The following is a 21371-nucleotide window of genomic DNA, read 5'->3' as shown; positions in this document are numbered from 1 at the left end:
TATTAGAATTAAAAAAAGGAGTCTCCAAAGCCCTAATGGCTAAGGGGACTCCTATCACTTTCTACTCTTGTCTTCAGTTATGGACGGACGGCTCCGGAAGGAGCCGATTCCCCCATGGCATTCATGGAAGTGACACGAAACCAGCCTTTTGGCTTTTTCTTCGACTTATATTCAAAGCTGGTAGATGCGGTAGAGCCTATATTTGTAAAAGGCTCCGCACCGCTTTCGCTGTAATACACGTTATAGCCTGTAATAGCGTCCGCCGACTTACCTGCGCTCCATTGGAGCGCTACGGATGAGCCTGCGGCTTTAGCTTGAGGCTGTCCAGGGGCAGTAGGGACCTCTGTAGGCTGCTCACCTGTTCCATCTCCCTCGCCCGGAACGTCTGGAGACTCAGAATCTGCAGGTGGCACTACAGGTGTTGCGCTTGCTTTCGTGCTTGGACCGGACTCATGGCCGCCCACATCAACGGCGGTCACGTAGTAGCTAGAGCTGCTGCCCCCAGGGCTGTCAGAGAACACCTTGGAGCTGTCAGCCATAACGACCTTGCCAAGCCGTTGGAAGCTCCCCCCATCTGTAGAACGATACAGACGGTATCCTACGACGTCGCTGTTTCCGCTTGGGCTAAAGCTGATTATGGCTTTACCATCACTATAGCTTACGTTGACGCTAGATGGAGCGTTAGGAGCTGCTCCATCGTCCTTGCGTGGATCAATCTGAGTAGGAGCTTCCTTATCTGCATCCTGAGGCAGATAGTAGGACAACGAATTATGTCGTCTCATCACCTTAAAGGCTTGCTGAAGCTCTTTAATCAATTCTGAGATTGACTTTTCCCGTTTCCTAACGGTCCGTTCATATAACATATCATCCGGTGTACCATCGCGTGGAATATAATTCACACCTTGGTAGGTAATATATTTCGCACGACTCACACCATTTTCACTGTTTTTAGGTGGATACTTACTGTTATAAATGTCCGAACCATATGCGGATGCTGTACGGCTTACAATGCCGTCAGGTCTCTTGAAGCTGTCCGTTTGGAACAGCTGAGCATCTTTAGCTGTTACTTCATTCATGATTAGAGCCCATAAGCGGCGAGCCCGCTCTTTTTGGACTTTCGTTTCAAGCTTATTGACAGGTTGCTTGTAACCAACCCATACACCCAGTGTGACGTCAGGCGTAAAGCCCTCGAACCAAACATCAGTGTAGGATTGCGTAGTGCCTGTCTTGCCGGCAATCGGAATCTTACCGGATTGGTCAAAGTTCCGCTTCACCAGTCTGCCTGTGCCCTCCGACACGGCTGTACGCAACATATCTGTCATCAGGTAGGCGGTTTGCGGTGAGAAGGCCTGCACAGGATTAGGCTGATGCTTGTATATAATATTGCCTTGCGAATCCACAATCTTTTCGATCATATAGGCGTCATTAAACACACCGCCATTTGGAATGGCTCCATATGCATTCGTAAGCTCCTCGACGGTCACCCCATGGGCCAAGCCGCCAAGTACACCCGTTTGGGCGTTGTTATCACTGGATTCCAAGGTGGTGATGCCCAGCTTCTTGGCAAAAGCCCAGGCTTTGCTGATCCCTACTTTTTCGTTAAACAGCTTGAGTGCTATCGTATTGAGCGATTGATTCAGTGCATAACGCGCCGTGACCAATCCTTGATAGCGGTTGTTAGAATTTTTCGGAATGTGATACCCATTACTGCCATCTTTCAAAATAATAGGGGCATCATCCACGATACTACCAGGCTGCACAAGACCGCTGTCCAATGCAGGGAGATAGGCAGCAATCGGTTTCATTGCCGAACCCGGCTGACGAACCATCTGGGTGGCATAATTCATCTGCTCCTTTTGGAAGTCCCGACCTTCCATCATTCCAAGAATGGCGCCTGTTTTATGCTGAATCAGAATAGCCGCTGCTTGTTCGTCACCCTTGGTTTTACTAGTGGCAGAGAAGTTATTCTTATTTTCTGCAATTTGACGCATAGATTTGTATACGCTCTTATCAATGGTGGTGTACACCATATAACCGCCTGTGCGAAGCTGCTGTTCAGCTTCTTTGAGCAAATCATTATCGTCCTTGGTTTTGGCATCTGCACTGGCATTAGCTGCTTGACCCGGATTGGTGACAGACATGAGTGCCTGCGCAGCTTGTCGTTCTGTTTCTATCATAAGATATGGATAGGTGTTATAAGCCTTAACAGTACGTGGTGCGAGAGATTTTTTGATATCAAAAGCCATCGCTTCATCATACTGTGCTTTATTGATTTTGTTCTCCTCCAGCATTCGACTGAGCACCAGGTGCTGGCGGTTGATGGCTCTTTTAAAGCCAGCTTCATTAAACTCACCCTTACCGTTGTAAGCAGAATAGGAAGAAGGAAGCTGTGGCAAACCTGCCAGATAGGCAGCCTGGGCTATATTAAGCTCGTTCAGATCATTCTCATTAAAAATACCTTTGGCCGCTGCTTTAATGCCAAAGACGTTGTAACCGCTTGAACCGTTACCAAAAGGTACTTTATTAAGATAGGCCGTAATAATTTGTTGCTTGCTTAGGAAGCGTTCAAGGCGCAGAGACAGCAAAATTTCTTTGACCTTGCGATCATCCGTGCGATCGAGATTTAGAAAGACACGACGCGCAAGCTGCTGGGTGAGGGTACTACCCCCGGTTTGTACGGATTCATGCAGCGCCTTTTGCTTCACAGCACGCAGTGTTCCCGATAGATCGACACCTTTATGCTCGTAAAAATGATTATCTTCAATGGCAATGACTGCGTCAATGACGAGTTGTGGAATCTCCTTAAACGTGACAGGTCTTCGATCTTCTTCTGTCCGGAGTTGTCCGATGGGAGAGCCATCATTGAAATAAGCGAAGCCTGTAATTGCATTCTTATCTACTTCCTGTAGGATCATGGATCTGGAACGCACGGGTTCGCTTTTTACAATAGAAGCAACATAGCCGGCGGCCGCCCCTCCTGCAAATAGTGCCCCCATAAAACCGATGATGACGACCCACTTTATGACACGGCCGAGCCTTCGCATGGTTGTCCGCAAGCGGGAAGGCTTTGGCTCTGATACATTGTTTTTTTCTTCAACCATTAAGTCTTCCTCCTTTATAACAGCCATTATTATAGCATAAAATTACAAAATGAACCCATATGCTAAAAAGCCTGTCTTTTGGTGTCGTTGACTACATAAAAGCAGTGTGTTATAAATAGGTCAAAGTAAATATCGTGAAAAGCAGAGAAAGACTTCAGTAGAAGGCGGATTCACGTTGTACAGAGAGCCGATGGGTGGTGTGAATCGGTAGCGTCCCTCCTTTGAATTACCGTCTGGAGCTGTCTGGATGAATGGAAAGCTTTTGCAGGTTTGCGAAGCACCATAGTAATCCAGTACCGGGTGTAGGCCCGTTATAGGAATGAAGTGAAAGAAATGTCTGTCTTTGACATGCGTTTCTTTAATTAGGGTGGTAACGCGAGTAGCTCCTTCTCGTCCCTTGGGATGAAAGGGGCTTTTTGGTTTGTCTAATATGTAATATTTTGGATGAAAAATAGGAGGTATACAGGATGAAGTGGGAAGAATTGAAGCCGGAGCAGCAGGTAGAGGTAGAACGACAGCTAGAGGTGATACAGCGGGGTGTAGCGGAAATTGTACCGGAGGATGAGCTGAAGCGTAAGGTGATCAAATCGGTCGTTAGCGGCGAGCCACTCAAAATTAAGCTGGGCCTTGATCCATCTGCTCCCGACATTCACATCGGACATACGGTTGTTATGCACAAACTGCGCCAGTTCCAGGAATTAGGCCATCAAGTACAACTGATTATCGGAGATTTTACAGGCAGAATTGGTGATCCGACAGGTAAATCGGAGACTCGTAAGCAACTGACTGAAGAAGATGTACAGCGCAATGCCCAAACATACAAGGAACAAATTTTTAAAATTCTCGATCCTGAAAAAACAAAGGTATTTTACAATTCCGAATGGTTAGGGCCAATGTCTTTTGCTGATGTAGTAACCCTGTCGGCCAAAGTAACGGTTGCCCGTATGTTGGAACGGGATGATTTTACAAAAAGGTACCAAAACGGATTGCCGATCAGCATCCATGAGTTCTTTTACCCGCTGATGCAGGGCATGGATTCCGTGGCTCTCCAAAGCGATATTGAATTAGGGGGAACGGATCAGAAGTTTAATCTTCTGATGGGTAGAACCCTGCAAAAAGAATACGGAGTTGAGCCACAGGCTACTATTACTTTACCATTGCTTGAAGGGCTGGATGGAGTTCAGAAGATGAGTAAAAGCTTGGGGAACTACATTGGTGTTGATGAGGAGCCGAACGAAATATACGGAAAATCCATGTCCGTTCCTGATGAGCTGATGCTGAAATATTTTGAGCTTGCAACGGATATCAACAACGAGGAGTTGGCAGAGCTGGCGAAAGGTGTTAAGGAAGGCTCAGTGCATCCACGTGATGCCAAAATGAAGCTGGCTGGAACGTTAGTGCGCATGTACCATGGTGAAGAAGCAGAGGAAGCAGCGAAGCAGCATTTTGTGACCGTATTCCAGCAGCGCGCGCTGCCTGACGATATTGAAGAGTTCACCTTGACGGCTGATCAGTTAGAAGAAGGTGGCATTCGTGTGATCCAGTTGCTGACTCATCTGGGCTTTGCAGCATCTAACGGTGAAGCCAAGCGCAGTATTCAGCAGGGTTCGGTCAAAATTAACGAAGAGAAATGGACCGATGTGAACGAAGCATACACGCCGAAGGAAGGCGACATTGTGCAGGTAGGTAAACGGAAATTTGCTAAAATCAAGCTTGGATAATGAAAATATATTCAAAAGCAGCGCTGAGATTGTCTCGATCTCAGCGTTGCTTTTTTATTTCTGCCAAGTGAAAAGTCATGGTAAACTTAGCACAAATAATCAAACATGTAGGTGAAGAGTTATACATAATGAAAACGTGGGTTGCACAATTTGGGTGTAGGATCGATAATCAGAACAATTACGAGTGTGGGGAAGGATTATATGGACTATTTTAAACGAATTCAGTGTGCGATTGAGTTTATTGAATTGAATCTCCGGGAGGATCTAAAAATTGCCGATATTGCTTCACAGGCATGCTTTTCAGCTTTTCATTTCCAGCGGGTTTTTCAGGCCATTTCGGGTTTTACGGTTCAACAGTATATAAGAAGGAGAAGATTGTCCGAGGCGGCTGAACAGCTAAAACAATCCAATCAAAAAGTGTTGGACATTGCTATTGAGTTTCAGTACAACTCGCAAGAAGCCTTTACCCGCGCTTTTGAAAAGAATTTTGGGATCACCCCTGGGAAATATCGTAACAGTGATATTGAGCTTCCTGGACAAAGCAAAATTAATTTTCTGGATTATCAAAAAAATACGAAGGGGGATTTGGATGTGAACAAGCCAGTGATATTGCAGCTCGAAACGACCAAAATTATAGGGTATGAATATAAAACAAATCTGAATAATGAGCAGCACTATAAAGAAATTCCAGGATTTTATGGGCACTTTGGAGCCAATGAATATTTTATGTGTATCCCGAACAAGATCGCACCGGGAATGTCATATGGGGTTGCCTGTCGATTTGAAGACAATGGTGCATTTTCATTTGTGGTGGGCGAGGCAGTTGAAAAAGAGTCAAATGAACTGGCAGAGGGTTTCATATATATGGAGATTCCAGCAGGGAAGTATGCTGAGTTTGACGCTTCGGGTTCAGATGGACGGGTTCAGAATATACGAGACTTTATCTATGGCACATGGCTTCCTAATTCTAATTTTGAACGGAGGGAGGGACCAGATTTTGAAATTACGGACGTGATGAATTCCTCCTATCCAGATCATTTGAGCATGAAAGTATACATCCCCATTGAATAAAACTCTCAGGCTCGATCATAAGGAATATAAAAAAAGCACCCGAATAAATTCGGGTGCTTTTTGGTGCTAATGCAGGGATTAGCGGTTGTAGAATTCGACGATTTGTTTTTCATCGATATCTTGGGACAATTCGCCACGCTCAGGCAAACGAATGAATTTACCTTCCAGAGCTGCGTCATTGTACTCCAGGTAAGCTACCAAGTGGTTGCGGTTTTCCAAAGCTTCTTTGATGGAAGACAGGGAACGACTTCTTTCACGAAGACCGATCACGTCGCCAGGGCTTACTTGGTAAGAAGCGATGTCAACTTTTTTACCGTTCACAGTAACGTGACCGTGAGCTACCAATTGACGTGCGCCTGCACGGGAATTAGCAAAGCCAAGACGGAATACAAGGTTGTCCAGGCGGCTTTCCAGCAAGAACATAAAGTTTTCACCAGCGATACCGTGCATGTGTTGAGCTTTGTTGAACAGGGTACGGAATTGTTTTTCACCCAAGCCGTACATGTGACGCAACTTTTGTTTCTCTTGAAGCTGCATACCGTAGTTGCTGATTTTTCTCCGTTGGTTTGCACCATGTTGTCCCGGAGGGAAAGGGCGTTTCAATTCTTTACCTGTGCCGCTCAGGGAAATACCGAGACGACGGCTCAATTTAAATTTAGGACCAGTGTAACGTGCCATTATAGAGTTAACTCCTTCATAATTAAAATTTGAGTTGGGGCTCTCTTTGCGCTCCAATTTGTTCGGCGCTACCTATTAAGGTGAGACGCACTACTGACAGAAAAGTTCAGCCGCTGTCCTGTCAGCAACAAAAAAGATGAGGGTGACACAAACTGTTACGCCCAAAATTTAAGATCCGCACAGTAGATAGTTCTGCCGTACAGTCTTTTTCAATAATATATACTACATGTAAGAGTAGGTCAATGTCAAGAAGAGAAAAAGAATGAAAACGTCAAATTTTGTCGATAGGGCTTTAGAACTAAAAAAGTGGGACGAATTTCTGGAAAATGGATGCAAATTTCTAGAGTTGGGAGTAAAATAGATCATATTATGAGCTATAGTGGTGTATAGCCGCTGTCTTGGTACAGCTAATTTTGCTGTGAAGGAGCGCCTTAATATGTCGGAATTTTCAACAACGGATCAGCAAATGCTTGACAGTAAAACGGTCCAGGCTAGCGGTGCTCCGCTGTTTGATGATAAAGGATATACTTCTTTTGCCTGGCTCCAGAACATGGATATGACACCCTATGATTTCCCCTATATTAACCAGCTGCTTGTCCAAGGATATCGGAGTTGGTTACAACAGGGCAATGGTATATCCTGGATTAACGAAGAATATACTGCTGTTTTTAATTTTATAGGTGTTCGTGTTGCTGGTAAAAAAGAAGATGATGACGAGGATTTGGATTTGGTCGAACGTTGTTGCATATCTAGAGAGATGGAAGTGAGCCAGCGCAAACTTCGTGATGGAAGCCTTTCGTTTGTGTATATGGTTCCCATACTATGCCGTAATTACAAGAGCGAGCCCTTTGCCGCTCTTCGTTTTACACGGCCTGCTCAACATTCTGTCCCAAATCTGGACACATTGTTATCAGCTGCTTTACATTTTAAATCCTGCTTTTACACGAAGTTTGAGTACATATTTATGGAAGATGTCCTTGGGATGCGGAATCGAAGCGATCGTGAAGGTAGACGCCGTTCTATTTTATTTCAGATTGTAAAACGGATGCATGACAAAATTGACGTAGAAGGCGTGCTGGATGAGGTATTCGGGAGCATCGCCTATTTGTTTCCCCATGTAGATATCACCTTGTATATGAGTCAGGATCGACATAGTCGCAATCCGCAGGTCAAACCTTTACTGCTGCATGAACGGGACGAAGATGTATGCGTCCGTGCATTTATGAAAGGGCAAATGGCTGTGAATGAGCCTGTCGGTACACAAGATGAAATAACTGAAATCGGCATCCCATTACGTGGTAAGCAGGGCGTATACGGTGTTTTCCATATGATTCTTCCATCGGGCGCGGATAGTATGAAAAAAGTGGATGTAGAGCTGATTGCCATGATGGCGGATACGGCTGGCACCGCATTTGAAAATGCGAAGCTGCTTGAGCAATCGAATGTACTTATCCATGAATTGCGTCTCATTAATGAACTGGTTCAGCGCTTGAATCAGAGCCTGAAGTTAAATGAAATATTTGAATTTGCCGTGCAGGAGTTATTAAAAATGTTCATGGCGGACTTTTGTTGTATTGTACAGCTTGACCAGGATGGAAACTGTTTTAAGGTCATGTCGAGTAATGTGGAAAGCTTAAGACTGGAAAGTTACCCTCTTGAAGATGGATTTGCTGGACTAATACGCTTAACAGGGGAACCAGTGATTGTGTCGGACTATAGAAAGGATGGGAAGATATCCTCTCATTTTATGGATGCGACGCACTCCCAGTCTTTGATGGCTGTACCTATGAAGACCAGCGGTACTCCTAAAGGGGTTATACTATTGTCCAGCAAGCTTCCGCACTTTTTCTCTTACGATAATTACAAAATGTTGCAAATGCTAGCCCCTCATATCGGGTTGGCGGTAACCAATGCTATGCTGCACGCTGAGGTGCGGCGGTTGGCTAATATGGATATGTTAACAGGTCTGTATGTACGTCATTATGTGGACCAAATCATTCAGCAACATCAGGAAAAGGATTTCTGTGGATCTCTTATTTTGGTAGATATTGATCAATTCAAACAGGTGAATGATACGCATGGGCATCAGACGGGTGACGAAATTTTGAAAAGCGTCAGCAATATCGTTCGTTCGGCGACTCGCGATGAGGATGTATGTGCGAGATGGGGCGGCGAGGAGCTTGCCATTTATTTACCGCAGCTGGGGGTACAGCAAGCGCTCGGATATGCAGAAAAAATACGTTACCGCGTACAGCATGAAACTGAGCCTCAGGTGACTGTTTCTTGCGGGATTGCTGAATGGAACTGGCTGGACGAGCAGATCAGTATTGAATCTTTATTTTATAGGGCTGATATGGCCTTGTACGAAGCAAAAAATGAAGGACGCAATCGAATAGTTGTTGATCATGTAGCCAATGTGTAGAGAATATTCCTAGGGAATGTTCTCTTTTTGTCTTGTATAACCCATTGCGGACAGGTAATCCTAAACGTAGCTATATCGTGTGTATGATTGAACTATAGGGATAACACGATGAAGTGAACCAGGTAGCATAACTGGCTTGAAGCAGGATTATTGCTCATGAGTACAGTTATGTTCAGGATAGGACGGATGATGGGATGCATTGGAAAAAGCAATGGATGATGCAGGTTTGTGGTGTGTTGCTTGTAATAGGTGTGTTAAGTGGTTGTGCACTGGATCGACAATATACGCCTGAGCAGATTTTTAAGAGAGCAGTTGCAGGAATGGCTGGCAAAGAGATGGTAACGTTTACTGGACGGACTGCAATTAGAGCAGACAGTGGTCTGCCAACGAATAAGCAGTTTGAATATCGCGGTAGGCTAAGAAATCACGATGAATTGACCATGCACTGGGGTTCTGCAGAGGCTTTCCGTAAGCAAGGTGGCTACACAGCTCTGAAACAAGGTAAGTCCGAGCATGATGTTACACAGGAACGTTTTATTCGTCAGAGTGGGAAATGGGTTTCGCTGACATCCGGTTATCCTCCTGTGGTTGGAAATGGTATGTTAAATCGCTTCAATCCGATTCAGGAGCTTGAGGAATTAAATACACTGAATAAGAGCATTCGTATGGAAACGGGAGCTGCCCGGGGAACTTGGGTGTTGAGGATTGAACCGGAATCTGCTTCGGCAAAGCGCTGGTTGAAAGATCGTTTAATAAAAGAAATGAATACGTTAAACCCTCAAATCGTGATATTAAAAACTCAGCAGACAGGAACGAATCGAGAGCTGCGAAAGAAGCTGAGCCAAATATGGGCGGAAAGTTGTGAGGATATGAATAACCAGCTGAAGCAATCCATTGTGCATACGGTGTATCATTTGACCATAGATCGCCAAACAGGTTTACCCTTAAAGCTTTCATCCGAATGCCAGATTACCCGACAGGGAGAAAATGAAGATCTGCATCAAGAGGCTTTGATAACCAGAGTTACTTTTGAGGACTACAAGTAACGTGGCGGGCGTGATACAATGAATTTTGAATTAACCATCGTTCAAAAAGAATGAAATAGAGAAGGAGAGACACTACATGAAAGATCCTAGAATACTTAAGCTGGCGGAAAATCTGGTAGGTTACTCTGTTGAAGTGCAGCCTGGAGAAAATGTATTAATCGAAATGATTGGTACAGAGCGCGACTTACTTAACGCCATCATTCATGAAGTTGGTAAAAAAGGTGGAAATGTTTTTGTACAACTTACAGACCGTAAGGTACAGAGCGCCATGCTTCGTCACGCGACAAAGGAGATGCTGGAGACCTGGGCTCAGATTGACCTTAACCGGATGAAGCAAATGCACTGCTATATCGGAATTCGTGCAGGTGAAAATGTAAATGATTTGTCAGATGTGCCGGAAGATAAAATGAAATTGTATAATTCCATTTATCAGCATGCGGTACATAGCGAACAACGGGTGAAACACACCAAATGGGTAGTGCTGCGTTATCCGAATGACAGCATGGCTCAATTGGCGAATATCAGCACAGAAGCGTTCGAAGATTTTTATTTCGATGTGTGTAATCTGGATTATGCAAAAATGGACAAAGCTCAAGATGCATTGGCAGACCTGATGAATCGGACGGACAAGGTACGGATTAGTGGACCGGGTACGGATTTGAATTTCTCTATTAAGCAAATTGGAGCTATCAAGTGCTCAGGTCAATGTAATATCCCGGATGGCGAAGTATACAGCGCGCCTGTACGTAATTCCGTTAACGGAACGATCAGCTACAATGCACAAACCCTGTATAATGGCATTACTTTTGAAAATGTTAAATTCCGTTTTGAAAATGGTAAGATCGTGGAAGCAACGAGTAACGATACGAAGCGGCTGAATGATATTCTCGATTCTGACGAGGGAGCACGTTATATTGGCGAGTTTGCCATCGGGTTTAATCCGCACATCTTACATCCAATGAAGGATATTTTGTTTGACGAGAAAATCGCCGGCAGCTTACATTTTACACCGGGTCAAGCTTATGAAACAGCGGATAACGGTAATCGTTCATCGATCCACTGGGATTTGGTGTTGATTCAGCGTCCAGAATATGGCGGTGGTGAAATTTATTTTGACGATGTTTTGATTCGTAAAGATGGCATCTTTGTACTGCCTGAGCTGGAGCCATTAAACCCTGAAAATTTAAAATAACGATATCCGTTCTTGCTGAGAAAGCGATTTCAATGTATCATTATGGATGAGTAACGATACATGACAATTCAGTAAAGCGAGGGATTTCTATGTCCAATAATAACGCGGCGGTTGTTGAAATTGCACAGACGGCGAGCAAGTTCACCTCTTCCATCGTCCTTCATTCCGAAAATAAGTATATTGATGTGAAAAGTATACTGGGCTTGTTTACGACCCTAGTCAGCAGCCATAGCTATGAACTACACGTTCATGGACCAGATGCGGAGGAAGCCAAGAAAGCGATCATCGAGGTGTTCGAGAAGCACGGACTTCATATTTCAGTAGCCAGCTAACTTTATTCTTGAAGCAAAAGCATCCCTACCTGTAACTGTAGGGATGCTTTTTTTGTCAGGTTCTTGTATTAGCCTGCAATTTGGTCTAATATTAAGGATAGGACGTCTTGTGCGACATTGAGACATAGGGGGGAAGAATCCATGACTTCATCTGATTTGCAGGAACAATTGAATATCAAGGCTATTAATCTGCTTCAGGAAGATGCAGATAAAATAAAGAAGCTTATTGAAGTACAGATGGAGAATCTGGCAACCCGTTATTGCCCTCTCTATGAGGAAGTGCTGGATACTCAGATGTACGGATTTTCCAAGGAAGTGGATTTTGCGGTTCGCGCTGGACTTCTTCCGGAAATGGTAGGTAAACAGCTGGTCAGTGAGCTGGAACGCAATCTGGCTATTCTATATGAGGCCATGAATAATAAGGCCAATTAGGAAGACGGTTGAATTGATGAGAGCATGCGGAGCTTGAGAGCATGCTTTTTTTGATGCCTTTTTTTAAAAAAATGTTCTTTTAGGATGGTAAAAGCGCATCCCCTTCCACCATCCTAATGAACATTTTAAAACCTTAAAAAGCTACACAAGAAAGAAGGATACACCTAACAATACATACACTACCAATAGCATGAGCCCCTCATACCAGTTGGTTGAGCCGTCTTGGGTGATGGATTTGGCGATAAATACAGCGACAGCAATGGCGACCAGCTCAATAGTAGTGAAAACAATATTCATCGTGTTTCCCATAAAGTAACTGACAAATATCAGCACAGGGGCAACAAATAGCGCAATTTGCAAACTGCTGCCGACAGCTATTTCAACCGATGCACCGATTTTATTCTTCATCGCCAGTAAAATAGCAGCGCTGTGTTCGGCTGCATTACCAATAATAGCGACGAGGAAGGCACCTACGAACAATTCGCTGAGCCCAAATTGGGTCGTAAACACCTCCAGCGTACCTACCAGCCATTCGCTGACAAAAGCGACCATGACGGTAGCAAGTATCAAATAGGCAATGGATTTGTTTCTGGACCATACAGGGGCATGCTCATGTGGTAATTCTTCATCTTTTTGTTCGGTCACATCAGATAAATAGTCCTTATGCGTAATCATAGAAAAAATAAGCCACGCAATATACGCGACAATGAGCGTGCCTGCGACAATGAGGCTGAGCGTATCTGATTCGCTATCCGTGATAACGTGTGTGTTCAAAAAGACAGCTGGAACGAACAAGGCAATAACAGCCACAATCATCAGAGAACCACTTAATCCAGCCAGCGATATATTGAAATTTTGTACTTTGTACTTTAAACCGCCAGCGAACAGACTTGCTCCTAGCACCAACAGCAGATTACCGATGATAGAACCGGTAAGACTGGCCTTTACCATATCGTAAAGACCTTCTTTAACAAGAAAGATGGCGATGATCAGTTCGGCTGCGTTACCAAAGGTGGCATTTAAGAATCCACCTAAACGTTGGCCAGCATAATGCGCGACACTTTCGGTCGCCCTGCCGAGGAAACCGGCTACGAATACAACAGAAATTGCACAAATGACAAATTGGGCTATAGCGTTCCAATGCGTGTAATGAGCGACTGCGCTAAGTGCAAATGTCGCTATAAGCAAAGCGGGAGATAACCATTTTTTCAATGAAGAGCACCTCGATATCAATAAATGTGTACAAGTTTGGTGAAAGCTGTCACTTGTATGGATTTTCTAAATTAATATACCCAAAATGATATAGGTTGTAAACGAAAGTTGTTTTTCATACGTAGGGTTTGCATTTGGAGTGGCTGAGGCTTTACAATACAAATAAAGGATGGATGAAGGGGGACATAGGTCATGGCAGAGCAAATTCAACAACTGGAAGCAGGAAACATCAAGATTTCCAACGATGTCGTGGGTAAAATTGCCGGGATGGCCGCATTAGAGACACCGGGCATTGCTGCAATGTCAGGCGGTTTATCGGAAGGCTGGGCCAAAAGGCTGAGCGGTAAAAATGTGCAAAAAGGCGTATCAGTGGAGGTTGGACAGCTGGAAGCTGCCATTGATCTACGTATTATCGTACTCTACGAAACACCTATTCATGAGGTGTCCCGAATTCTTCAGCAAAATGTACGAGAAGCCGTCGAAAGTATGACAGGTTTGCGGGTCGTGGAAGTGAACGTAAAAGTGGAAGGTGTCGCGTTCAAGGACGACGCAGTGTAATAGAATCAAGGACCGATAATTCTACATTTTTAACCAATTGTATACATGCCGGGAATTCCGTAGGATAACCCGAATAAAAACACGAAAACTGGTGGTTATAGAATCGCCAGTTTTCGTTTTATGAATCAACAGCATAGCCATTTTTGCAGAAGGTTTCCGTATTTTTATACATAACCAAAAGAACTTCCAAAGCCACCGTTGTAAGTGGTCCTTGGAAGTTCTTTTTTTAGCGAAAACGGTTGGTTCTACGAGTTTGAAAGCGATTGGGTACTTCATTACGGACAGCTACCCCTGTGGTGCGTTCCTGCACCGCTTGTTTGGTGTTCTCACGAGAAATACTGAGCATAATGCCCATCGAAAACATCATGACAAGCAAGGAGGAGCCACCAAAGCTGATAAATGGAAGCGTTACGCCAGTGATTGGAATTGTTTGGGTTACACCGCCGATGTTAATGAAGGCCTGAATGGCGATCAAACCCATGATACCGGTGCCTACCAACGTTCCGAACGGATCATGGCAACGCAGAGCAATGATCATGCCTCGCCAAATGAAATACAAATATAGCATCAGGAATATGGCTGTTCCGATAAATCCGAATTCTTCACCAATTACAGAAAAGATAAAATCATTAAATGAATTAGGAAGATAGTGAAGCTTGATAATACCTTTACCAAATCCTGACCCGTTTAAGCCGCCTTCACCTATAGCTTGCAAGGACTGTACCAGATTGTATCCCGTTCCTTGTCTATATTTCTCGGGATTAAGAAAGGCCTGAAAGCGTCCGATTTTGTAATCTTGCTTGGCAGCAGCTTGTCCATCTGTGGTTCCAGAATCTCCTCCAAACAACGACCCAATACCAAATACAATGGAGGCGCCTAGCACGAGCAGAACAATTGATGCTGTAATGTGCTTGACACTGGCTCCCCCGGCATAAATAATCAGACCACTCGTAGCAACCAAAATGAAGCAGGAGCCTAAATCAGGTTGAAGCATGATGAGTCCTGCAACACAGCCTACAATGACGGTTACAGGTATGTAGCCAGTCCGCAGATCTCTAAAGCGATCTCCTTTTTTGACAATCAGTGCAGATAAGTAAAGAATGATGGAAATTTTCGCAAGCTCCGTTGGCTGGAAGCCAACACTACCAAACCTGAGCCAGCTTTTTGCGCCGTTAAGTGAGCCTGTAAAAAGAACGATGATTAGCAGTAATATAGTTATGAAAAATAAAGGTACAAAAAGCTTTTTATATTTTTCCATCTTAATATTCATAGCTACCAACATAATAAAAAGTCCAAGTACAGCAAATGCAGATTGGCGCTTCACAAAATATAAAGAGTCAAAATTGTATTCTTTATTCAGCAAAGCTACGCTGGAGCTGGAGCTAAATACCATAATTACACCGAATCCAACCAGTAACAAAGTGAGGATCAGCAATTGGAAATCCGGTGTGCCTCTTCTTCGAGTCTCCGGCTTCGTATTTCTCATATCAGCTTCCCCCGGTATTCGCCACAAGGTATATTCCTCGCAGACGGTTATCATTTTATCGTTTACCCATTTTATCATATTATGTTTGATGGGCTTCTGCAACCTCCCTGGAGCAACAGATATCACAACAATTCCATATCTGCTACAATAGGATAAAAATGAAGACTTGAGAGCAGCGGTGCATACGTGGTGACGCTGCATGATGAATCGGGAACTTGCCCGGTGCTTTAAAAGGAGAGGTGGAGCATTATGACACAACATGCGATAGACAAGACCTGGTTTGACCAGTTGCAAGAAAATATGGTGGAGTGGCGTAGACATTTACATAAGAATCCCGAAATTTCCTTTCAGGAAAGCAAAACCGCAGCTTTTGTAGCGGATAAGTTGGAGAGTTGGGGAATCGAGATTCGCCGTCAGGTAGGGGGACACGGTGTTGTAGGCACCATTCGTGGTGCTAAACCCGGGCCTGTCGTCCTGCTGCGTGCCGATATGGATGCTCTTCCTATTCAGGATGAAAAGGAATGTGAATATCGCTCCAACGTAGACGGAGCCATGCATGCTTGCGGCCATGATGGACATACATCCGCGCTACTTGGAACGGCTTACTATTTCAGTCTGAATCGGGACGAGCTGCAAGGAGAAATTCGGTTGTTGTTCCAACCTGCGGAGGAATTGCTGCCTGGCGGAGCGGTCAGTGTAATAAAGGATGGTATATTGGAAGGTGTGGACGTCATTTATGGTATCCATTTATGGACACCTTTTCCTGTCGGAACGGCTGGGAGTTGTGCAGGGCCGCTGATGGCGGCGGCAGATGATTTTTATATTGAAATCACAGGTAAGGGTGGGCATGGTGGGATGCCTCAGTCCACTAATGATAGTGTCGTGGCGGGCTCAGCTCTTGTCATGCAATTGCAAAGTGTCGTAAGTCGTTCAGTCGACCCATTACGACCTGCCGTGCTGACGGTGGGAACCATCCAAGGGGGCTCTGCGCAAAATGTGATCGCAGAAACGTGTCGCTTGAGTGGAACGATTCGTACGTTTGATGAGGAGACACGAACGGTGATGAAGGAGCGACTGCATGAGGTAACAGAGCTCACAGCCGCAACATACGGTACAACAGCACAGGTTCGCTATATTATGGGATACCCACCAGTTGTCAATGACGCACATGAAGCATCTCGTTTCTTTAATGAAGCAAAATCTGTTTTCGGCAAGGAGAATGTACAGGAAGCGTCGAAGCTGATGCCTGCTGAAGATTTTGCGTATTATTTGGAACGTGTGCCAGGTTGCTTCATGTTCGTAGGAGCGGGTAACCCAGCTAAAGGAGCGGTTTATCCACACCATCATCCTAAATTTGACTTTGATGAGGATGCTATGATTAACGCGGTTCGGTTGTTTATTGCGATGTCTACGGGATACGCTGCGGAACGAAAAGCAGGGGCAATTAAGGGCTAAAATGAGTTGAATTGGGAACGGTTCAATCTGGAGTATGAGCTGAATGAAATGGGGTACCCTACTCTTGAAAAGGAGGGAGTACCCATGAAAAAGGTTCAGGAAGTTATGACTAAAGAATGCGTAACGGTTACCCCGCAGGACAATATTTATGAAATTGCGGTCAAAATGAAGGACAATGATACTGGTTTTATTCCGGTTGTGGAAAGCGAAGGCAGTGATAAGTTGATCGGCGTAGTAACGGACCGTGATCTTGTCGTTCGCGGTTATGCGGCTAAAAATTCGGGTTCGGGTTCAGTCGATACGGTTATGACGACAGGTATTCGTACAGCCAGTGCGGACATGTCGGTGGACCAAGCAGCTGAACTGATGGCGGAGCAGCAAATCCGTCGGTTGCCTGTGACGGAAGGAGACCGTCTGATCGGGATTGTCTCAATCGGGGATTTGGCTGTTCGTAATATTTTTGCAGACAACGCTGGAGAGGCGCTTAGTCATATTTCCGAGCAGGTCCACTAGAAGAATAATTAAGGTAGGCATTTGTTGGGGGGTCTTAACCCCGGGCGTTAAATCAGGAGTTCAACCCGAATATGGGTTGGACTCCTTGCTATTCTGGTTGATATTCGAATAAACGGATAAGCTATTTATTATATAACTGAATCAATTTCATAATACCTTTAGCTGCTTCAATCAAAACTAGATATAGATCAAAATGATTCGATTTGTCTGTATCTAATTACAACCACCAAACTTTAATGAGTTATGAAATTGATTCAACTTTAAAATGATGTATTGTTAGATTATCAGGAGGTAGTCATGAATCCAGATCATCCTTGTATTGTACAACGTGATTTTACCGTTCTGCTGGAAATGGGCTTGCCCGGTTCGGAATGGGCTCGTTCACAGTTGCAGATTTATGCGGAGCTGGTTAAAAGTCCGTCCGCTTTTCATACATACCACATCACTCCACTGTCTTTGTGGAATGCAGCTGCCCTCGGATGGAGTGCTGAGGACATTCAAAATAGTTTGTATTCCATGTCCCGTTGGGATATTCCACGTGATTTGTTGAATGATATTGAACAGCTCGTTTCTCGTTATGGGACGTTGACGCTTTCACGAGGTACGAAAGAAGACGGAGGTATAAAGACAGGGAAAGCCAACAGCTATACAATAGGTGATCACTTGATCTTGGCAGCAGAGACCCCCGCTTTACTGGATGAGCTACTGACCAAGCAAGAGCTAAAACAGCTTGGTTTACTTCGCGTTGATGAGGAAAGCGCATCGGTCCCGCCCGAAAATCGGGGCTTGCTCAAGCAGGAATTAACTCGCTTGGGATATCCCGTTGTGGATACGGCAGGCTATCTTGAAGGGAATCAGCTTAGTTTTACCTTGGGAAAGGGACAAACGAAGTTGCAGCTTCGTGATTATCAAGTAAAGGCCGCTGATGCGTTTGAAGGAGCGGACGGCTTAGGGGGTAGTGGTGTACTGGTGCTTCCATGCGGAGCTGGAAAAACAGTGATAGGCATGGCGGTGATGAATCGGCTTCAGTGTGAAGTGCTTATTCTAACATCTAATACTACTTCTGTACGGCAATGGGTAGAAGAATTAAAGCAAAAGACGGATATTTCTGCCGATTCCATCGGGGAATATAGTGGTCAGAAAAAAGAAGTGCGCCCGATTACGGTGGCAACATACCAAATTTTGACACACCGTCGCACCAAGGATGGGGATTTTGAGCATATGAAACTGCTGAGTGAGCGGAAGTGGGGACTCATTATATATGATGAGGTTCATTTGCTGCCCGCGCCAGTATTCCGGGCGACGGCTGATATTCAGGCTACCCGTCGTTTGGGGTTAACAGCCACGCTGGTTCGAGAGGATGGTTGTGAACGGGATGTATTCTCTTTAATTGGGCCCAAACGATATGACATGCCGTGGAAGGAGCTGGAGCGACAGGGCTGGATCGCTCAGGTCGATTGTGTGGAGTTACGGCTTCCAATGACAGCTGAACTTTTGGAGCGCAGTATGCGTGCCGAGGGCAGACAGCAGTACCGAATTGCAGCCGAAAATCCGATCAAACTGGAGGCTGTACGTAGCCTGATGCAACATCACAGCGGTTTGCCCACGCTCATTATTGGTCAATATTTGGACCAGTTGCGTACATTGGCTCAGGAGCTCGGTGTCCCACTGATTACGGGTTCAATGAGCCAGACGGAGCGGGTGCGTTGGTTTGATGCATTCCGCAAGGGTGCAATTCGGACCCTATTGGTGTCCAAGGTTGCAAACTTTGCGGTGGATCTGCCGGATGCAGCAGTAGCCATAGAGGTATCGGGCAGCTTTGGCTCTCGCCAGGAAGAAGCGCAGCGACTGGGACGCATTTTGCGACCAAAGTCAGGCGAGAATAAAGCTTATTTTTATGCTCTAGTGACGGAGAATAGCAAGGAGATGGATTTTGCAGCTCGTCGTCAGCTGTTCCTGATTGAGCAAGGCTATGAATATGCGGTTCGCAGATTTAGTGTGACAGAGGCTATTGGAAGCAGGGATGCTAAGCCTGGAGATCGTGGAAAGAAAAAGGAGGCCTAATCCAGAATGGGCGTAACGAACACGCAAGACAGCTGGAATGAGCTTTCATCGGATGAGCTGCTTGTACTTAGACGATGCTTTATTCGGCACGCGGGACAGCCCATGAAGGAAGAAGAACCTATACAGCTTACCCGGGGATCGTTAAGCGGAGTCGAAACGAAACTGGCACTGCGTGGATTACGTGCCCGGGGCTGGCTGGAGGCTGTTACCAAATCGTGGGGCGAACGAATTTTATATATCCCGGTTTATCGACTACCGGATCTGTACGATATGTTGTTAGAGGAAAATCCAATGAACATGATGCATTCGGATCATCCGATAACGGTACATGAATCAATGACAGGCCTGGAGTCGGAATTGCTGCATGCGTTGTCACGTATTGCAGTACAGGGCGTCCCTTTGACGGCCAAAGGAACCATACATAAGCGATCATTGCAAAAATTGAATGAACTGACCCCCTTTCGCCCGGAGGACCTGATGGGTCTTGGGTTGCATTATGCGCATGCAGAGCTGTATCCTGTGCAAACGGTGGTCATGATGGATTTGCTACTCAGTTTGGGGCTGTTAGTGAAAGAAACGGTGTCTTTTCGCATTCAGGAAACGGAACTGGCGACTTGGATTCGTTTGTCTGCTTGGCAAATGCGCAAGCATATTTTTGCTACACTCATGGAAAGATACGGCAAGGCCGAAGCATCCATGCAGCATTTTCGCTATATGCTGTGTGCCGTCTCCCAGTATATGGGAATAGAAGGGTGGATATCTATCAAGTGTCTGCTGCAATGGATGCTTCAAGTAGGCCTAATCCAGCAGGAGAGTACGAGCGGAGCTGATTCCAAGAACGGCGCCCTTTTAGACTTCATTCCTACATCCTCAAATCCGGAAGGGTTTGCGGGAGAAACGGGTTCTGATTTTAATTTTAATGGATCTTTCATGGAGGGATTGAAGGGTTGGCTGAAGGCCCTGACTGCGTTTGGAATGGGTGATTGGGGCCAGACTGCATCGGGTAAACTGTGTTTTCGCTGGAATGTATCTGTGTTAGACATGCTTCGTCCCAATAATTACGAGGATACACATCAACAACAAGGTACTTTTTATGTACAACCTGATTTTGAAATATTGGTTCCGCCAGATGTGGCATATGATGTGCGCTGGCGACTGGAATGCTGCTGTGAACGTGTGACAGGAGATCGGATGGCAATATACCGGATCACCAGAGAAAGTGTTACAGAGGCAATCGAGTTAGGGATGGAAGCCAAAGCAATCCCTACTCTACTGGACAAGTTCAGCCGGACAGGCGTGCCTGATCATGTACGTATGGCGGTAGAACAGTGGGCAGGCGATGTCGGACGGACGGCTTTTGCAAAGGTAACACTTTTGCGATGTGGCACACAGGAGGATGCAGACATGGTTGCACGCCATCCCGCGCTGGAAGGATTGCTGGAACGGCTTGGCGACAAGGACTTTATTATTCCGGCGAGCTCTACTGTCAAAATACGAAAAACGCTTGCTGCAATAGGATTAGGTCCACGTCGTGAACCCGAAGGTGTGGACGAGCCAGCTCATCATTATCCACTGATTTCGGAAACAGAGAACATAAATTCAGGCAGCCTCAACAGTGAAATGGAGTCCGAACCTATTCAAGCCCGTTCTATATTTTCCCAAGAGGGGAGAGCAGGTTTGGTTTATACAGGGCGAACGCTGCACTTTTACGAACAAGAGCATACACTGCCTGATCCGTCTGACTATTTTCCAGAAAGATCTACAGTCCCCTCCTCATGGACAAAAGAATGGAGGAGTTACCATACTTCCACTGCCCGGCAGTTGATCGAGCAAGCGATTCGTTGGCAGGCTGCTGTGGGGCTGCGAATCGGTGGGAAAGAGGTTAAATGGATACCGGAGGCGGTGGTTTCCGGTGCACCATGGAGTGTCACAGGCTGGTATGCCTCAGGAAGGGATGACGAAACACTTTCTCCTGCGACCTTACAACCAAGTGAATGGTCAGACATGCGCTTGCTGGTTCCTTTTACATAGTAGGGCCAGGAAGTGCATGAAACTCCTTCTTCTCAAAAGAAGGATGTGGTATGATAA

The 21371-nt window shown here is 45.4% G+C and carries 16 protein-coding genes and 1 other annotated feature; of the genes, 12 read left to right on the top strand and 4 right to left on the bottom strand.

Translation table 11 applies throughout. The annotated features are described in order from the left end of the window. Window positions 1–77: 77 nt before the first annotated feature. Entirely contained in the window at window positions 78–3101 is a 3024-nt protein-coding gene (locus tag ACYCS5_RS01780; RefSeq protein WP_209949563.1) for a penicillin-binding protein 1A, read from the bottom strand. 135 nt (window positions 3102–3236) lie between these two features. Next, window positions 3237–3502, top strand: a binding site (T-box leader). Between the two features lie 66 nt (window positions 3503–3568). Between ACYCS5_RS01780 and tyrS the strand changes: the two genes are divergently transcribed. Together tyrS and ACYCS5_RS01770 are read left to right on the top strand one after the other, a co-directional pair. Next, window positions 3569–4822: a tyrosine--tRNA ligase gene (gene tyrS / locus ACYCS5_RS01775; RefSeq protein WP_165150271.1), complete on the top strand. Its 1254-nt coding sequence runs from the start codon at window positions 3569–3571 to the stop codon at window positions 4820–4822. A gap of 201 nt (window positions 4823–5023) precedes the next feature. Continuing rightward, a complete protein-coding gene (locus ACYCS5_RS01770) occupies window positions 5024–5893 on the top strand; it encodes an AraC family transcriptional regulator (RefSeq protein WP_029517647.1) in 870 nt (289 codons plus the stop codon). 78 nt (window positions 5894–5971) lie between these two features. Here the strand turns inward: ACYCS5_RS01770 and rpsD are convergent, their stop codons facing one another. After that, complete coding sequence (rpsD, locus tag ACYCS5_RS01765) at window positions 5972–6571, bottom strand: 30S ribosomal protein S4 (protein WP_013310919.1); 600 nt, start codon at window positions 6569–6571, stop codon at window positions 5972–5974. Between the two features lie 436 nt (window positions 6572–7007). Here rpsD and ACYCS5_RS01760 point away from each other — a divergent pair, with 436 nt between their 5' ends. The 5 genes from ACYCS5_RS01760 (at window position 7008) to ACYCS5_RS01740 (ending at window position 11995) form a co-directional block, all read left to right on the top strand. Further along, on the top strand, window positions 7008–8993 hold the full coding sequence (locus ACYCS5_RS01760) for a sensor domain-containing diguanylate cyclase (protein ID WP_029517646.1): 1986 nt from the start codon (window positions 7008–7010) through the stop codon (window positions 8991–8993). Between the two features lie 194 nt (window positions 8994–9187). Continuing rightward, window positions 9188–10039 (top strand): hypothetical protein, encoded by an 852-nt coding sequence (locus ACYCS5_RS01755; protein ID WP_342434283.1) that lies wholly within the window; start codon window positions 9188–9190, stop codon window positions 10037–10039. A gap of 76 nt (window positions 10040–10115) precedes the next feature. Further along, complete coding sequence (locus tag ACYCS5_RS01750; RefSeq protein WP_459760710.1) at window positions 10116–11231, top strand: aminopeptidase; 1116 nt, start codon at window positions 10116–10118, stop codon at window positions 11229–11231. 89 nt (window positions 11232–11320) lie between these two features. After that, complete coding sequence (locus tag ACYCS5_RS01745; RefSeq protein ID WP_013310915.1) at window positions 11321–11563, top strand: HPr family phosphocarrier protein; 243 nt, start codon at window positions 11321–11323, stop codon at window positions 11561–11563. 141 nt (window positions 11564–11704) lie between these two features. Next, window positions 11705–11995: an Fpa/YlaN family protein gene (locus tag ACYCS5_RS01740; protein WP_007431028.1), complete on the top strand. Its 291-nt coding sequence runs from the start codon at window positions 11705–11707 to the stop codon at window positions 11993–11995. 141 nt (window positions 11996–12136) lie between these two features. Here the strand turns inward: ACYCS5_RS01740 and cax are convergent, their stop codons facing one another. Next, a complete protein-coding gene (gene cax / locus ACYCS5_RS01735; RefSeq protein WP_029517643.1) occupies window positions 12137–13207 on the bottom strand; it encodes a calcium/proton exchanger in 1071 nt (356 codons plus the stop codon). A 192-nt stretch (window positions 13208–13399) separates the two neighbouring features. Between cax and ACYCS5_RS01730 the strand changes: the two genes are divergently transcribed. After that, window positions 13400–13765 carry an Asp23/Gls24 family envelope stress response protein gene (locus ACYCS5_RS01730; protein ID WP_013310912.1) on the top strand — a complete coding sequence of 122 codons (366 nt, stop codon included), beginning with the start codon at window positions 13400–13402 and terminating at the stop codon, window positions 13763–13765. Window positions 13766–13991: 226 nt separating this feature from the next. Here the strand turns inward: ACYCS5_RS01730 and ftsW are convergent, their stop codons facing one another. After that, complete coding sequence (gene ftsW / locus ACYCS5_RS01725; protein ID WP_029517642.1) at window positions 13992–15251, bottom strand: putative lipid II flippase FtsW; 1260 nt, start codon at window positions 15249–15251, stop codon at window positions 13992–13994. Between the two features lie 249 nt (window positions 15252–15500). Between ftsW and ACYCS5_RS01720 the strand changes: the two genes are divergently transcribed. The 4 genes from ACYCS5_RS01720 to ACYCS5_RS01705 all read left to right on the top strand — a co-directional run bounded on the left by ACYCS5_RS01720 (window position 15501) and on the right by ACYCS5_RS01705 (window position 21314). Beyond that, window positions 15501–16706 carry a M20 family metallopeptidase gene (locus ACYCS5_RS01720; RefSeq protein WP_029517641.1) on the top strand — a complete coding sequence of 402 codons (1206 nt, stop codon included), beginning with the start codon at window positions 15501–15503 and terminating at the stop codon, window positions 16704–16706. An 84-nt stretch (window positions 16707–16790) separates the two neighbouring features. Further along, the gene (locus tag ACYCS5_RS01715) at window positions 16791–17219 is read left to right on the top strand and encodes a CBS domain-containing protein (RefSeq protein ID WP_029517640.1); all 429 of its coding nucleotides are present in this window, start codon (window positions 16791–16793) and stop codon (window positions 17217–17219) included. A 297-nt stretch (window positions 17220–17516) separates the two neighbouring features. Next, window positions 17517–19283, top strand: a complete 1767-nt coding sequence (locus ACYCS5_RS01710) for a DNA repair helicase XPB (RefSeq protein WP_459760709.1) — start codon at window positions 17517–17519, stop codon at window positions 19281–19283. Between the two features lie 6 nt (window positions 19284–19289). Further along, the gene (locus tag ACYCS5_RS01705; protein WP_459760708.1) at window positions 19290–21314 is read left to right on the top strand and encodes a helicase-associated domain-containing protein; all 2025 of its coding nucleotides are present in this window, start codon (window positions 19290–19292) and stop codon (window positions 21312–21314) included. Window positions 21315–21371: the final 57 nt, after the last annotated feature.

This window comes from Paenibacillus sp. SEL3, from assembly GCF_054602585.1.
Note: the sequence above shows the minus strand (reverse complement) of the source record. Positions and strands in the feature narration are given on the sequence as shown.